The following is a 17,159-nucleotide window of genomic DNA, read 5'->3' as shown; positions in this document are numbered from 1 at the left end:
GCTGGGCCAATAAAAAGAGAGGGAGGCATGACGCCTCCCTCTCTTTTTTGTTTTGATGGCCGATCAACGCTCCAGCAGGGGGGCGGAGCGGTAGCTCCACATGCCGTAGGTGCGCAGGGCGTCGCGGTAGATGCCGAGCAGCTCGCTCTCACTCGGGGTGGCCAGATCCTCGAGTGGCTTGTCGGGGTAGCTGACGCTCGCTACCTTGATGTTGGCCGGGCCAATCTGGTCGCAGGCGATTTCCAGCACCGTCTGGCCGCGGCGCACATGGCTGGCGGAGCTCACCAGCACCGCATAGTCAATCTGGTGGCGGGCGAGGGCATAGGCGCTGTAGAGGGCGTTGTCCACCGTGCTGGTGGCGTAGTTCTCTTCAATCAGGCGGCTGCGGTCGATGCCGTGGTTGGCCAGCCAGTCCGCCATCAGTTTGCCCTCGGTCTGACGGTTCTGCGGCACGCCACCGGTCAGGATGAGCAGCGCCTCCGGGTCGGCCTTGGCCAGCTCCAGCGTGGTTTGCAGGCGGCCCAGCAGGATCTTGTCCATGCTGCCGTCGGGATTGAGGGCGTAGCCCAGGGTGACGATGGCGCGTTTGCCCTCCTTGGTGGCCTTGAGCTGATCCCCGGTCAGTTCGGTTTGCAGCGGGGCGGCGGTGATCCGCTGCACCCGGGCGATGATCTCCTCCAGATCGGCGGCGCGGCCGCTGTTGCGATCCGCCACTTTCGCCAGATAGCTGCGGGAGGCCTCCTTGTTGCCTTTCACCAGCTGCCAGATGGCGATATAGCTGTTGATGTCGAGATCATCGGGGGCGACGGCCTGTGCCTGCTCCAGCAAGGTGATGGCGCGGCTCAGGTTGCCGTTGTAGATCTGGGCGTTGGCCGCTGAGATCAGCAGGTCGGTGCGGTAGGGTTCCAGCTGGTAGGCGGCCAACAGCCGCTCGGTCACCAGCTCCATATTGCTCGGCATCTTGGCGGTAAAACCGGCGTGGGAGATCTTGGCTGGCGACTTGTAGATCTGCAGCGCCTCACCGAGCAGCATGTCCACCGTCTGGCGTTTGCTGACCAGGGTATTAAGGTCGCGCTCCATCTGCATCGAACTTTCTGCCGCCTGCAGGGCGAGGGGCGAGAGCGCCAGCAGGCCGCCGAGGGTCAGGGCAAGAAGGGTCTGTTTCATCAAAAGGTCCTCTGTCGGGCTGAATCGCGCCGTGGTGCGTCGGCTTGTGGGCCGATGGGATAAGGCAAAAGTGCGTCAATTCAGTCTGTTAGTGCCAAAGAGGGGGCAATATACCAGCTAACGGCGCGGCAAACTGTGAGTCGGGGCGGGTTGCCGGGTTGCCACTGTCAGGGATGTATTCCTGTGGCAACAAAGGGCCAGCAGGGATCTAAAAGGGGCAGGGGGAAGCTGCTTCCCCCTGCTGTGAGGGGCGAAGGCCTCTCTCTCGATTCAAGATAGATGGGGTGTCAATCCATCTGTTGGCGAGTGTTCGCAGTCAGTTCCACATCGGGGAGATGCGGGCTTCCAGCGTCTCTTGCTGCTCTTCGGGCATATCGCTGAAGAAGTTGAGCTGGGTCTGCTCTTCCACCTCGCGTACCGAGACCCGGTAGTCGGCGATCTGGCTGATGGGCACCTCTTCCTGCGGCATGATAAAGGCGATGGCCTGCAGTCTGGCCGGGTCCATCACGATCTTGTAGTAGGCGCTCGGGATCGCCACCCCCTGACCGATGGACTCTTCAGAGCCGGTAAAGATGGGGCCGGTGATCACCTGCACCTCCTTGCGGGTGACCGCCCACTTGTTCACCTTGTCCTCCAGCACGCGCCACGCCTTCTGGTTGAGCACCCCGATCTGCGGCGTCATATTGCTCAGCAGGAAGCTCTCTTTCATGGTGTTCTTGTTCGATTTCATGTCCCCCGCCGGGGCCTGATGGCCACGGTCATAGCCCGAACCCTTGTAGTCGGCGAGGGTGGCGCGGTAGGCAACCGGGATCTCCCTGTCCTCGGCGAAGGCATCCTTGCGCGGCACTGTGCCCTGTGCGCTCTGGGCAGTCATCCGGTAGGAGACCCAGTTCGCCACCTTGTAGTCGTAGTTGTAGCCGACGGCATACCCTTCACGGCAGAGCTTCTGATCCGATTCGGAGGGGAGGCCGAAGCGCACGTGCTCGCCGCACGCCCAGTGGGCAGCCAGCAAGGGGGTAGCAGTGAGGGTGAGGGTAACAGCCAGAACCAATTTATTGATTTTTATCATTTTTGTGATGCTCCAGTTTAGTAGGCGGAGCCATTTGACATGAGATCTGACCAGCGCTTCAATGGCTGTTTTTTTAGCGGTCACCGTTCTGTGACGGCTCGCCAATATCCGTGATGTGACTGGTTAATATGTTTTAAATCAGTGGCTTGGTCGGTGGGATGATGTGCTGTTGCTCGGCAGGCAATGAAAAGGGGCCCGTGATGGGCCCCTTGTGATGAGTCGGGTCTGGCGGTTATCAGGCGGCGTTCGCCTTGTTGCCCAGGGTGCGGGCCAGCAGACCTTCCGGATTGTGAATCGCCTCTTTGGTCTTCACATCGATGACTTCGATATCGGTGAAGCGTTCGCGGTATTTGATCGCCACATCGTGAGCGAAGATAACGTAGCGAGCGTTGGCGACATCCTTGGCGGTGATGCGGTTGATGATGCCGTTGGCGCCCTGGGTCTCGACCTTGATCTTGATCCCCTGCTTGGCAGCCGCCTTCTGCAGGCTCTTGGCGGCCAGGAAGGTGTGGGCAACACCGGACGGGCAGGCTGTGATGGCCAGCACGTCAGCTTCACCTTCGGCTTCAATGATCTCGAAACTGGTTTGGGTAGTGGTCACGTCATCTTCTTCGCTCACCGGCTTCTTCAGCAGGTTGACGATGATGGCAGTGGTCAGGGCACCGAGGATGGTACCCAGGATGTAACCCATCTTGCCTTCAACAACCGGCAGGACAATCCAGCCACCCCAGGGGGCGTGGTTGATACTGTGCATCATGAAGCCGGTGATGTTGCCGACGATACCGCCTGCGACGATGGCCGGGATAACACGCACGGGGTCAGCAGCGGCGAACGGGATGGCACCTTCACTGATACCGATCATGCCCATGATGGCGGCGGCTTTGCCAGATTCACGCTCTTCTTTCTTGTAACGCTTCGGAGACATGAAGGTGGCCAGTGCCATACCCAGTGGCGGCACACAGATGGCGATACCGACACCACCCATCAGCCAGGGCTGGGTGTTGACCTGAGTCTGGGCAAACAGGGTAGCAACCTTGTTGACCGGGCCGCCCATATCGAAGGCAGTCATACCACCCAGAATGGCACCCAACATCACTTTACCGGAGCCCGCCATGCTGGAGAGCCAGTGGTTCATCCCTTCCATCATGGCGGCGATCGGGGCACCGATCCCCCACATCACGATGCCACACACCAGGAAGGTACCGATCAGCGGATAGATGAAGATGGAGCCGAGGGAGGTCATGGAGTCAGGCAGCTTGATCCGCTTGAGCTGATTGACCACGAAACCGGCGATAAAGCCCACCAGAATGGCGCCGAGGAAACCGGTTTGATAGTGCTGAACGGCAATCCAGGAGCCGATCATGCCCGGGGCCAGGCCCGGTTTGTCAGCCAGTGAGTAGGCGATGTAGCCACCCAGCACAGCGGTAAACAGGGTCAGACCGGCGATACCCATGGTAGCCATGTCTTTGAGGAAGCCCGCTTCCGGCACGGCGCCCTTGCCGCTCAGCATCACCGACAGGGACAGCAGGACACCGCCCGCCACGATGAAGGGGATCATGTGGGAGGTACCAAACAGCAGATGCTGCTTCATGGTATTGAGGCGATCCTTGAAGGTGCGCTCTTCGGGGGCTGCCGGGGCAGTGGCTGCCGGTTTGGCGGCAGGGGCGGGTTTTTCCATTTTCGGGCCTTGTTTGAGCAGGGTCAGCGCTTGCTCAACGGTAGTGGCGGCCTTCATCTGCTCGATAAAACCGGGTTCCAGCAGACGGGTAGAGAGCTCGGCCAGTACTTCGATGTGGTGGTTGGCGCCGCCATCCGGGGAGGCGATCATGAAGATCAGCTGGGTCGGCTTGCCATCTTCGGCGCCGTACTCGATACCTTGGCGGCTGACACCGATGGCAATGGCAGGGCGGCTGACGGCCTTGCTCTTGGCATGGGGCAGGGCGACACCTTGCTCGAAGCCGGTGCAGTCCAGCTGCTCGCGGGCCCAGACATCTTTGACGAACTGCTGTTGATCAGACACAGCGCCATCGCGCGCCAGCATCTGTGCCATCTCGTCGAACAGGGCCTCCTTGCTGGTGGCCTTCAACTCAAGGCAGATGAGTCTGCCGTTGGTCATGGTGGGTAACATCTCACTCTCCTTTCCCGTCAGGGCTAAGTCATGCGTTGTGAATTGGTGTCATTATTGCCCTCTCGGGTGGGGTTGGACAGGCGATGAATGTAGCAATAACTGGATTTTTGTTGCATGGTTCTGCCGGTGTGATCCAGCTCTCAAAGTGTTGATTGGCGACTCAATAGCTGGTTGTGTTTAATTCACGGCGAGATGTGATGGTCATCAAAAGATGGCGAAAAAGAGGTTGTGTGCAGCGTTAATGCCCTTTTTATCAGCTGTTTTGTGCCATTTGGCGCAAAAAGTGCGATGGATGCCACATCCTTGAAAATGAGACGGCTCACCCCTGATTAGCAAATTGCTATTCATCCGGGGTGAGCCGTGCAGTATCACAAAGTGACATTTGTCCTATCGGGGATGGATGTCACCTTTATGCTATCGGGATCACTTCTGTGGCGGGGTATCGCTCATCACAAAGTGGAGGTTGCCCCCCGGCACAAACTCCTTGTGCTCGAAGAAGAGACCATCCTTGAGCGGTTTGCCATTGATGGTGACCGACTGGACATAGCGGTTCTTCTCACTGTTGTTATCGGCGATGATGGTGAAGGTTCCCCCCTTGACCGGGATGGTCGCTTTGGCAAACAGCGGACGGCCGATGGTGTAGACGGCATCTGCCGCATTCACCTGATAGAAGCCGAGTGATGACATCACATACCAGGCAGACATGGCGCCCACATCCTCGTTACCTATGATGCCTGCCGGGGTGTTGGTGTACATGGTGTGGAGGATGTAATCGACCTTCTCCTGGGTTTTCCACGGCTCCGCGGTCCAGTTGTAGAGGTAGGGGATATGGTGAGACGGTTCGTTGCCAAAGGCTACCTGCCCCAGCATCCCGGTCATGTCAGCGGTCTCCGATCCCTGACTCTCGGCGGCGAAGGTCGCATCCAGATTCTGCTTGAAGGCCGCTTCCCCGCCCATCGCGGTTTTCAGCCCCTTAATGTCATGGGGGACAAACCAGGTCCACTGCCAGGCGTTGCCCTCGGTATAGTTGCCGGTCTCATGTTCGGTGCCATAGGGATCAAACGGCGTCATGAAGGTGCCATCGTTCATCACCGGACGCATGAACCCGGTCACCCCGTACTGGGTATATTCGGCCGTATTGTGATCGAAGTAGCGCTGGTAGCCGTTCGAACGAGCCAGATAGCGCGCCTCTGCCGCCGGGTTGCCGGCCGCCTTGGCGATCCGGGAGATGGCCCAGTCGTAGAAGGCGTTTTCCAGACCGTAGGAGACTGACTCGAGGGTGTAGTCAGGGACGACAGGCTGACCGTTGATCCGCTGCACCGCCGGGGCAAAGCCATTCTTCTCGATGTAGTCGATGTGGTTGGTCAGGATCTTGTCCAGCACCGCCTTGTCCCACTCGGCGGCCAGCGCCGGGTAGTTGTCATAGGTGGAGGAGTCGATGGCGGCCTTGAGCGCCAGATTTTTCTCCTGCGCGGTGAAGGCATCGGGGTATTTGGTGATGGCGTCGGCAATCACCACCACCGCCGGATAGCCCACCATGGTGCCGGTCTCATCCCCCAGATGCTCCCACTTGGGCAGCAGGCCGCTCTCCTGATACTTCTGGATCAGGTTCTTGGCATATTGCACAGCGCGGGTGGGTTCGGTGATGGTCTTGAGCGGGTGCAGCGCCCGCTGGGTGTCCCACAGTGAGTAGACCGAGAAGTTGGGCTGATCTTCGCTCGCCTGACCGTAATAGATGGAGTAGCTGCCTTCCCCCTTGGCCTGCGCCCCTTTGCCCATGCCGCGGAAGCTGCCATCCACATCCTGATGGACGATGGGGGCGATCTTGGTGTGATAGAGGGCTGTGTAGAAGATCTCGTTTTGCTCCTTGCTGCCCCCCTCGATGGTGAAATTGAGGGCATTGGCCCACTTCTCGCGGGCGTTGGTGCGGGCTTCGTCAAACGACACATTACCTTCAGCCTGGTAGTTGTTCCGCGCGCCGCTGGCATCAACTGCCGAGAGGGCGACTTTGGCGTTCAGCTGGGCAGAATCCCCCTCTTCAAACTCGACGTAGGCGGTGACATCGGCTTTGGATTTGGCCTTGTGCTCGGCGCTCAACCCCTCTACCGGTACACCTCCGGCGAGGATGTAGACCCCTTTGATCTTCTTGTCGAAGGTCGCATAGAAGAAGATCTTCTGGTTTTTCGCCCAGCCGGAAAAGTGGGCGGCATCCCGTTCGCCGGTGATGGTGTAGCCATCTTCACTGACGGTGAGTTTGTTGCGAAGCGAACTCGAGCCCCAGTCGCTGTTGAGGATCGAGTTCAAGTCGATCTTCAGCCGTTGTGGTTGGCCCTGCGGATAGGTGTAGCGGTGAAAGCCCACCCGCTCGGAGGCGGTCAACTCTGCCTTGATGCCATTTTCGGCGATGCGGACCGCATAATAACCAGGCTCGGCTTGCTCGGACTTTTTGTCCATTTTGACCGAGATGGCTTTGCGGTAATCATCGTTCTGCTCGATGTATTTGGATTTATCTTCGGTAAAGGGCAGGAACAGAATATCCCCCAGCCCCCCCATGCCGGTGCCGGAGAGATGGGTGTGGGAAAAACCGAACAGGGTATCTTTGTCGAAGTGATAGCCGGAGGAGGAGTGCCACCCTATCAGTTCGGTATCCGGCGACAGTTGCACCATTCCTTCCGGTACTACAGGGCCGGGAAAGGTGTGCCCATTAAAACCAGTGCCAACGAATGGATTCACGTATTGCAACACATTGGTTGGCGTTGGCTTTTGATCGTCATTATTGGTGGTGCTGTCATCAGCATCACAGCCAGATAACATGGTGAGCGTGGTGGTCAGGGTAATGGCCAGAATACTTTTCTTGAACATATGGAACGGCTCCATCGGGTAGGGGGTGAGCAGTCATGATCTATTTTTCTGATGCCGGAGCGGTACCTGCGCAATATTAAGGCTCGGCGCGGTTAATCCCGGCGACTTCTATTATTCCCATGCCACCGGTTTCATCGACAGAGTAAAAAAGTGTCATTCACTAGACTTTTGTGACAAGGCTGTCTGTTTGTGATCCGCGTATCATGTGATACAGAACGTTATATTTTTGAGTGTTTTTGTGAGCCCAGCAAAAAAGAGGCCCAAAGGAAGCTTTGAGCCTGAACATATATTGGTAATAAATGATGGTTATTTATTATCTGAGCGGGTTGGTTTTTGCGCCGTCATGATAAATTTCAACTCACCGCCTGCCCGAATATCGCTGTGGTTGAACGTCAGGTTTTCCCCCAACGGTTTGCCATTGATGGTGACCGATTCCACATAGATATTTTTGGGGCCATTGTTTTCGGCGCTCACGGTGAATTTCCCACCATCGATATCCATCGTCACCTTGTCAAACAGCGGCCGACCTATGGTGTAGACCGGGAGCCCCGGCGTGACCTGATAGATGCCAAGCGCACTCATGATGTACCAGGCCGACATTTGCCCCACGTCCTCATTGCCAATCAGGCCGGTGGTGGTCGGGTGGAAGAAGCTGCGCACTGCCTGATCCACATACTCCTGGGTTTTCCACGGCTCCTTGGTCCAGTTATAGAGGTAGGGGACATGGTGATCCGGCTCGTTACCCATTACGAACTGCCCGATATAGCCGGTCATGTCCCCTTGCGAGGTATCGGCGTTGGAGTTGGCGGTAAAGAGGGCATCCAGATTTTTCCGGAAGCCCTCCTCGCCCCCCATCGCCTCTTTGAGCCCCTCGATATCGTGGGGAACAAACCAGCTCCACTGCCAGGTGTTGCCTTCGGTAAAGTCCTGCCCCCGGTGCTCGGCACGATAGGGCCAGAAGGTGTCATAACGGCTGCTGTCGGTGATGTCACAGTTTTGTGGTGGCGTAACCGGGTTGCCATTTTTGTCGATGGCGCAGGAGGGGTAGTTGTTGACCCAGCTGCCATCGTAATTTTTGGGGCGCATAAAGCCGGTCGCGCCATATTTGCCATATTCAGCCGGGTTGTAGTCAAAATAGGCGCGCCAGGTGGTGGCCCGGGCCAGATAGCGGTTCTCGGCGGATTTGTCGCCCGCCAGTCGGGCCAGCTGGGCGATGCACCAGTCGTAGTAGGCATTCTCGACGCCGTAGGAGACGGACTCGTTGACCAGCTCATCGTACTTGTCCTGCGCCATGCCCCCCTCTTCCGGCTTGAGTTTGACGTTGGCGGGGACATAGCCGTGCTGCTCGGCATACTGGCCGTGACGGGTCATCACGGTGAAGCGCTTGTCGCCGTTCCAGGGATCCTGATAGGGCACCCAGGATTTGGTCAATTCGAGGTCAAAGTTGGCGGAGACGTTGGCCGCCTGCAGCGCCAGCTTTATCTCTGCTGGTGAAAACTCACCCGGGTATTTGACGATGACGTCGGCGATGATGGAGACCGCCGGGTAGCCGACCATCTCGCCGGTATAGTCGGAGTGCAGCTCCCATTTGGGCATGATGCCGCCGGTTTTATATTTGTTGAGCAGGTCGTGCACATAGTCGATGGCGCGATCTTTTTCGATGATGGTCTTCAGCGGGTGGGCGGCGCGGAAGGTGTCCCACATGGAGTAGACCGAGTAGTTGGTAAAGCCCGGTTTGGCCTGATGCACCTTGCCATCCATCCCGCGATAGTGGCCATCCACATCCTGATAGACGAAGGGGGCTATGTAGGTGCGATAGAGGGAGGTGTAAAAGAGCGTCTTGTCGGCATCGCTGCCACCCTCCAGGGTGAACTTATTGAGCACTTTTGCCCATGCCTGCTTGCTCTCCTGCACCACCTGATCGAAGCGGTAGCCATGTTCATCGGCGCGCAGGTTGGCCATGGCCCCCTCAATGCCGGTGCCCGAGATGGCCATCTTCATGGTGATGGGCTGCTCCCCTTTGGCAAAGTTGAGCTGGGTCACCACATCCCGCACCCGGGGTCTGGTTTCGCCATACCCGATGTAATCGGCCAGCCCCACCTCGGTGTCGCTGCTCAGTTTGCCATCGACATAGAGGGTCTGCTCCACGAAGTTTTCGGAAAATTCGGCGTAGAAAAAGACCGTTTGCCACTGCCCCCACTCGTTGCTGGTTCTGGCCCCGGCAATGGCGTTATCGCTGACCCGCTTGAAGTAAATGTTGCGGGAGTGGTTGCCGTACTGCTCCAGCAGCTCGTGCTGCAGATCGAGCTGGACTTTGCGATCTTCACCTGCCGGATAGCGGTAACGGTGGAAGGCAACTCGCTGGGTGGCGGTGAGCTCGGCCTTGATACCGGTCTCTACCAGATCGGCTTTGTAATAGCCCACCTCCGACAGCTCGCTCGGCTTGTGGATGGTGACCGGATCGGTATTGCTGCCGGTGTATGGCAAGAAGGCAAAGTCATTGAGATCCCCCTTGCCGGCCCCCGAGATATGGGTGCTGCTAAAGCCGGAAAGTTTCGCCAGATGGTGGTGATAGTCGGAAGGGGAGCCCTTGCCATTCCAGTTGGCCGGGTTCCAGTTATCCGGGCCTGGCTGGATCATCCCTTCCGGCATGACGGGGGCGGGATTGACATTGCCCAGCCCATCGGTGCCGATCAGGGGATCAACATATTGCAGCACCTGCAGGGGATTGTCGGGGCGGTCATTGTCAGTGGTGGTCTCATCGTTTGCGTTGCAGCCATAAAGACCAAGCAAGGCGGCCACCACGATGGCCAGCTTATGGGGTTTGAACATCTGTTGCTCCTGAATGCCGGATATGAAACAGCGGTAAGCCGGGCGGCTTGTCGTTGCTGGAGTTACGGGGTCGGTTTCTGGTTGGTCATCACAAAGCGCAGCTCACCACCGGGATGGATCTCGCTGTGGGCAAAGGTGTTGTACTGGTTGAGCGGCTTGCCATTGATGGTGACCTCTTTGACATAGAGGTTGTCCGGGCCATTGTTCTGCGCCACCACCTTGAACTGGCCGTTGGGCAGGTTGATGGTGATCTTGTCAAAAATGGGTCGGCCTATGGTGTAGGTCGGGTTGCCCGGGGAGATTTGATAAAAGCCCATGGCACTCATGATGTACCAGGCGGACATCTGGCCGACGTCTTCATTGCCGATCAGACCATCCGGGGTGTTTTTATAAAACGCCTTGTAGACCCGATCGAGGTACTCCTGCGCTTTCCAGGGCTGGGCGGTGCGGTTGTAGAGATAGATGACGTGGTGGGAGGGCTCGTTGCCGTGGATGTACTGCCCGATATAGCCGGTCATGTCCTGATGTGCATCGCCACCATTCGGGTTGGCGTTGAACAGGTTGTCGAGCTTGTCGTTGAGCCCCTGCTGACCCCCCATGATTTCGGTCAGCTTGTCGAGATCCTGCATGAAGGACCACTGCCACTGCCAGGCGTTACCCTCGGTGTAGTAGAAGGCATCCGACTTGTAGGGATCAAAATCGGCCGCCGCGTATTTCAGGGCGCACGGGTCGCCGTTTTTCAGCTCGGTCGGCACGAAGAAGCCCTTGCCATCGGCATTGCCTGCCTGGGGATCCCAATGCTTGAGCGAGTTGTAGGAGCGCGCCTTGAACTCTTGATAGGTGGTCATGTCGCCCGCGGCTTTCGCCATCTCGGCGATGGTCCAGTCGTAGAAGGAGAACTCCAGCGAGTAGGAGACCGAGTTCCAGTTGGGATAACGGACGCACTGCTCTTTCTCGTGATAGCTCAGTTGCCCCGCCATCAGTGCGCTCAGAATGTCATCGTTGATCTGCGGGTAATCTGCCGGTCGGTAGTGGGCCGATTTGACCGAGGCTTGCAGCGCCTCGTCTGCATCGATCAATCCTTTGGTGACCGCGTCGCCGAGAATCGCGGCCGAAGGGTAGCCGATCATGGTGCCGGTTTCCGAGCCGTGGCCTTCCCACTTGGGTAGCAGGCCGAACTCCACGTTGGATTTGCGGATCAGATCCTTGGCATACAGGGTCGCCTGCGGCGGATCCATGATGGTCCACATGGGGTGCACGGCGCGGAAGGTATCCCAGGTGGAGTAGATGGAGTAGTTTGGCGTGTCACCCGGCTTGAGGGTGCGCACAGTACCGAGCATATCAACGTATCGGCCATCCACATCGTAGAACTCGATGGGGGCAATCATCATGTGATAGAGGGCGGTGTAGAAGTTGGTTTTTTCCGTCGAGCTTCCCCCTTCAGCCCGGATCTTGGTCAGCTTTTCGGCCCAGGCGTATTCGGCTTGTGATTTCGCCTTGGCAAAATCAAAGGTGGGGGCTTCAGCCTCCAGGTTCTGCTGTGCCCCTTGCCAGTTTACCGGGGAGATGCCGACCCGGATCTCGATGGCTTGATCGCCCTGACCAAAATCGAGGTAGGCGGTGACATCATCGCCCTGATAAACGCTGTTGTAGCGCATCTCCCGGATCGGCATCTTGTCTTGTTCCCCCAGCATGGCTCTGGCCACTGGCTGGTTGAACTTGGCGTAGAAAAAAATATCCTGACCCAGGTGATTTTGCCCCTGAAACCAACCGGTTGATGTTCTGCGGCCACGAAGGGTGTATTCATCAAGCACTTCGATCTTGTTGTTCAGTGATTGACCGTTGTTGTTCAGCAAGGTGTGGCCCAGATCGAACTTCACGCTGCGTTCGGCCCCTTTGGCAAAGGTGTATTTGTGCAGCCCCACCCGCTTGGTGGCAGTCAGTTCCACCTCAATACCGCCCTTATTCAGCCTGGTTTTGTAAAAACCGGCGCTGGCTTTTTCATTGGCTTTGTCAAAGCTGTTGAGCTGGGTGTCTGCCATGTCCGAGTAAGGCAGCACCAGAATATCCCCGAGGTCCGTGGCCCCGGTACCGGAGAGGTGGGTGTGGGAAAAACCGTAGAGCGGGACATCGTTCGCGACTATGTCGCCGGTCAGGTAATTGGATGAATCCCAGTAACCCGAGGCGGAGTGCCAGGGGTTTTGCCCTGACTCATGACCGCTGTTGGAGCCAATAAAGGTATCTGGCGAGAGCTGCACCATCCCTGCCGGGTGGGTGGCGCCGGGAAAGGTATGGCCGGAGGCCGCTGTGCCGATCATGGGATTGACGTAGTTGAGTACGGAAAGGTCGACAATCGGGGTAACGGGGATCTCGACGGCGGTTGACTGCTCTTCGTCAGTACAGCCAGCAATACCGCCCGTCAGGCCAGCAATAACGGCAAGGGCGATGAAATTACGTTTGAACATGGGCATTCCAATATTGATTGATGATGGGGGAGGGAACCCTCCCCCCGAACAGATCGTTAACGTGAGCCAGCAGGCATATCACTTTCGTGCAGGAAGGTGCCGATACCTTGCGCGGGCGGCAAATCTTCCGGCTGGCTAGCCCAGTTCTGGTTGGGGCTATCGCCCATGACGAATTCAAGCTTGCCACCACTCAGAATTTCCTCGTGGGTGAGGTAGCTGCGATTGAACTCGCTGCCATTGAGTCGAGCGGACTGGATGTAGATGTTGTCGCGGCTGACGTTTTGGGCCGTGACGGTGAACTGCTTGCCAGACCCCACATCGAGCGAGGCGGTTTCGAACATGGGGGTGCCAATCTCGTAGATGCCGGAGGAGGCATTGACCGGGAAGAAGCCCAACGCCCGGAACACGAACCAGGCAGAAAGGGTGCCAAAGTCATCGTTGCCACAGATACCGTCAGGGGTGTTTTTGTAGCAGACGTTGGTGGCTGCCGCGATGGCCGCCTGTCCCTTCCAGGGTTGCCCTACGTAGTTGTAGAGGTAGGGAACATGGATATCCGGCTCGTTGCCCTGCACATGCTGACCCACGTTACCGGTGTTGAACACCGGGAACTGGTTGTCGCCAGCGTTGCGATCCGGGTAGGTGGTCCAATATTCGTCCAGCCGCTTGGCAAACAGTTCGCCCCGTTTGGCCTGAGGATTCTGGGTCTGATCGAAACGTGTCATCAGGTCGACCAGACCGTGGATGTCATGCTGCACGCTAAAGGCGTATTGCCAGCCGTTGGACTCGGCGAATGACCAGTTAAACATGTCCGGGCGCCAATCCTTGCCCACTGCCCGCCCAGTTTTCGGGTCGACCCAACCGGCGTCAATGAACTTGCCATCGTAGTCGCGGGCCTTGAACCACCCCTTGTAGAGCTTGCCGCCAAAGTCAAACTGCGCCTGCCAGTTCTTGGAGCGATCGGCAAACTCTTGATAGCGGGGGTCACTTTCGCCAAACACCGCTTTGATCGATTGGGCGATCGCCCAGTCATCCATGGAGTACTCCAGCGAGTAGGAGGAGGTCCAGGCATCCTTGAACGGGGAGTGTGATTCCCAGTCATTGGTCGGCGGTGTGTCGTGCAACTGGGCGGGCACATAACCCTGCTGCTCGTACTCCTTGATCCAGGCGACCCCCTGGCTGGTGGATGCGCGGGCATCGGTGATCATGGCGGTCACCAGTCGTTCCTTGATCTCCTGACGTTCTGCATCGCCAAAGCCCAGTGCGATCATCCGTCTGTCCAGCGAGCCTTTGGAGAGCACATCGTGGATCACGGTGGTGGAGTGCATCCCCATCATCATGCCGGTCTCGTTGCCCTTGAAGGTCCACTCGGGCAATCTGCCCTTGCGCTGGTTGCCCAGATCGTCCATCCACTCCTCTTCAGCGTAAGAGAGCATGGAGAGCACCACATCGGCGAGGCGATCCGGCTCCAGCAGTGACGAGAGGGGTTGTACTGCGCGGTAGGTGTCCCACAGGGAGAAGGTGTCGTAACGGGTAAAGTCCGCTTTGCCATCCCGGTTGGCATCGGCGGTGCGTACCGACTCCTTGAGGGTGTCGATCTGCTCGCCCCACGGCGTGTTGCCATCCGGGTAGGCATTGCGCCCCTGATGCACCTGGCGGTAGCGCCCATCCAGATCGGAGTGAATGGTCTGGCCCAGATAGGTGTGGTAGAGCGCGGTATAGAAGGTCTGTTTGTACTCCTCATCCCCGCTGACCCGGATCTTGCCCAGTTCATCTTCCCATTTTTTAGTGGCGGCCTGACGGACATCGTCAAACGACATGTTGGCCACTTCGGTCATGTTGAGGGAGGCGCCAGCGTTGCCATCCCGGCCGATCTCGACGTTGGAGAGGGCCAGCTTGGCCTCCACGGCCAGACCCTTCTCTGCAGTATCAAACTCCACATAGGCGCGAGCGTACTGATATTTGCCACGGGTCTCGTTGCCGATCTCGGTGGTGCCTTCCGGCAGATCCAGATAGCGGTTTTGGTCTTTGTCGAAGTAGGCGAAGCGGATATTTTTGATGGGCTGGTCGAACTCCATCACGAAGAACTCTTTCTGGCTGGGGGCCCAGCCGTCAGAGAAGCGATGGCCCTCGATCCGGTTGTGGGTTTTGTCCCATTTCAGATAGGAGTCGGAGGTGTAGTCCCAGTTGACCTTGAAGCCGAGGTTGACCACGATTTGTGATTTTTTATCCTGCGGGAAGCTGTAGCGATGAACACCCACCCGATCCGAGGCGGTCAGCTCGGCCTTGATGCCGTAATCCTTCAGGTCGACCTTGTAGTAGCCCGCCGTTGCCTCTTCATCCTTGTGGCTGTAACGGGAGGCCTCCAGATTCAGGGATGCCGACCCCTCGTTCAACATGTAATTGGAACGGGAGTTGATGGGCATCACCAGAATATCGTTGAGATCCCCGGCACCTGCCCCCGAGAGGTGGGTGTGAGCGAAGCCTGCAAGGCGATTGTCGTGGTAGTAATAGCCGGAGATGTATTCCCAGCCATTGGCGCCGTTGTTGGGCGAAAGCTGCACCATGCCGTGCGGGGTGGTGGCGCCGGGATAGGTGTTGCCCAGATTCCCTGTGCCGATAAACGGATTGACGTAACGGGAGACGCTTGCCTCTTTATTGTTATCGCCAGCAGTATCTGAGTCATTTTGACAACCGGATATACCAACCAGGCCAGCCAGTACGGCACAAGCAAGTAGGGAACGTTTCAGTTTCATATTTGTCGCCACAGGTTAATGGAAGTAGGGTATTGAACGTATAAAAACCGATAATGCAGTCGCCGGTTCAGCCAATGAATATCTGCCGGACGAGAGGGCTATCTGCATGTATTGCCCCGACAATCACTGGATATAGATGGTAACAGGGGAAAATATCAGCCAGATAAAATGGATAGTGAAAACCATCTGGCCATACAGGCGGAAAAATAAAAGTGCAGGAAAATAACAGGCACCAATAGCCTGATTTGAAAAGTCGCCTCTTCTACATCTGAAATAAATGGCAACGCTGTGTTAAATCTGAAATATATAAATGGTCTGAAGCGTTTTTCCTGCTGCCTGTAAATTAACGATTTCTATTATTTCCGTGATTAATATCCGGGGACAGAGGAAAAAAATGGCATTAACTGGATTTTTATGACGTGTGCGGAAGGGTGTGAGCTGGCTCGCATAACCGCAGGGTAGCGTGACCTTGGAGGCTAAATGATATTAATCATTATAAGTCAACGTGTTACTCTTTGGCGTTGGGTTAAATGACCGGTTTTGTGAGCGATACCTGCACCCAGGTGGTCAGATGAGCTGGAAAAAAGGGCCCTGAAGGGCCCTTGAAACAGACGGTGGTGAGCCGATGGCTCAGCAGGATCAGCGGTTGCTGGCGCGAGCAAAACGCCCTTCAGCAGTCACTCGATAATCGCCGGTGCTGGCGGGCACAAAAGCAGATTGCCCGATGGTCAGGGTCAGATGCTCATCATGTTGGCCGATCAGGGTGATGGGCCCATCGATGGCGAACAGGATCTCGGCATTGCCGGTGGTCAGGGCATGTTCCCCTGCGTCATACACGCTGAAAGTGAAGTCCGGTACCGGCACGTCGAAGTGCTGTACCGTGCCTTCCATGCGCGGGCTGAGCAGGATCTGGTCATCCGGTTTGGCGACGCAGCGGGTGCAGGCCAGTAGCTCCGGCACATCCATGTATTTGGGGGTCAGACCGGCACGCAGCACGTTGTCGGAGTTGGCCATGATCTCGAGGCCAGTGCCGTGAATGTAGGCGTGGGGGGTTTGGGCATCGAGGAACATTGCCTGACCCGGCTCAAGGGTCACCACGTTGAGCAGCAGTGGCGAGAAGAGCCCCACATCCCCCGGATACTGGTTGGCTAGCTTGCTGATGGTGGCGAAGGTCTCTTCATCCTGATGGGCGGCGGCATAGGCCAGCAGGCCAGCCAGCGCCTCATCCTTGCGCTCACCGCTCAGGATCAGCAACTGGTGGAAGAAGTGCTGCAAGCCAGCTTCATTCTGTGACTGGCGCAGTGCCGCGGTCAGGTCGGCCAGCGCTGGCAGCGCCATCCGATCGAACAGGGCCAGGATGGTCGGGATGGCGCGAAAGCCGTTCATCGCCTGATAGCGGGTGAGGGCAAAGACCAGCTCCGGCTTGTGGTTCGGATCCTTGTAGTTGCGGTTGCTCGCCTTGATATCGATGCCTGCTGCCTCTTCTTTGGCAAAACCGGCCTCTGCCTGTGCCTTGCTCGGGTGCACCTGAATGGAGAGGGCTTGCTCGGCGCAGAGCACCTTGAACAGGAAGGGGAGTGAGCCGAAGCGAGCCTGGGTGGCTGCGCCCAACATGGCAACGGGGTTGGCTTCAATCAGGCTGGATAGCTTCAGTTTCTCGCCGGTCAGGGTCACTTCGGAGCAGCCATTGGGGTGAGCGCCCATCCACAGTTCAGCTTGTGGTTTGCCCTCGGGATTTTTGATGCCAAACAGCGTGATCAGGGAGTCACGACTGCCCCAGACATAATCCTGGATCGGGTTGCACATTAGAAAAAACGGTGGGTAGCTCATGGATGGCTCCTTGTATCAGAACGATTTTTTGGGAATTTCAGTCTGGCGCGGAC

General features: G+C 57.4%; 8 protein-coding genes. All 8 read right to left on the bottom strand.

Translation table 11 applies throughout. The annotated features are described in order from the left end of the window. Positions 1-63: 63 nt before the first annotated feature. Positions 64-1,167, bottom strand: coding sequence for a YdcF family protein (locus BN4575_RS03925; RefSeq protein ID WP_068977225.1), 1,104 nt, complete (start codon positions 1,165-1,167; stop codon positions 64-66). A 316-nt stretch (positions 1,168-1,483) separates the two neighbouring features. Then, on the bottom strand, positions 1,484-2,236 hold the full coding sequence (locus BN4575_RS03920; protein WP_068977224.1) for a DNA/RNA non-specific endonuclease: 753 nt from the start codon (positions 2,234-2,236) through the stop codon (positions 1,484-1,486). 235 nt (positions 2,237-2,471) lie between these two features. After that, entirely contained in the window at positions 2,472-4,364 is a 1,893-nt protein-coding gene (locus BN4575_RS03915; protein ID WP_068977223.1) for a PTS fructose transporter subunit EIIC, read from the bottom strand. 423 nt (positions 4,365-4,787) lie between these two features. After that, a complete protein-coding gene (locus BN4575_RS03910; protein WP_068977222.1) occupies positions 4,788-7,226 on the bottom strand; it encodes a GH92 family glycosyl hydrolase in 2,439 nt (812 codons plus the stop codon). Between the two features lie 306 nt (positions 7,227-7,532). Then, complete coding sequence (locus BN4575_RS03905) at positions 7,533-10,058, bottom strand: GH92 family glycosyl hydrolase (protein WP_068977221.1); 2,526 nt, start codon at positions 10,056-10,058, stop codon at positions 7,533-7,535. Positions 10,059-10,120: 62 nt separating this feature from the next. Continuing rightward, positions 10,121-12,523: a GH92 family glycosyl hydrolase gene (locus BN4575_RS03900; protein ID WP_068977220.1), complete on the bottom strand. Its 2,403-nt coding sequence runs from the start codon at positions 12,521-12,523 to the stop codon at positions 10,121-10,123. A 56-nt stretch (positions 12,524-12,579) separates the two neighbouring features. Next, positions 12,580-15,276: a GH92 family glycosyl hydrolase gene (locus BN4575_RS03895; RefSeq protein ID WP_068977219.1), complete on the bottom strand. Its 2,697-nt coding sequence runs from the start codon at positions 15,274-15,276 to the stop codon at positions 12,580-12,582. Between the two features lie 639 nt (positions 15,277-15,915). After that, positions 15,916-17,106 carry a mannose-6-phosphate isomerase, class I gene (gene manA, locus BN4575_RS03890; protein WP_068977218.1) on the bottom strand — a complete coding sequence of 397 codons (1,191 nt, stop codon included), beginning with the start codon at positions 17,104-17,106 and terminating at the stop codon, positions 15,916-15,918. Positions 17,107-17,159: the final 53 nt, after the last annotated feature.

It is taken from the genome of Aeromonas sp. EERV15 (assembly GCF_900079845.1).
GTDB lineage: Bacteria > Pseudomonadota > Gammaproteobacteria > Enterobacterales > Aeromonadaceae > Aeromonas > Aeromonas sobria.
Note: the sequence above shows the minus strand (reverse complement) of the source record. Positions and strands in the feature narration are given on the sequence as shown.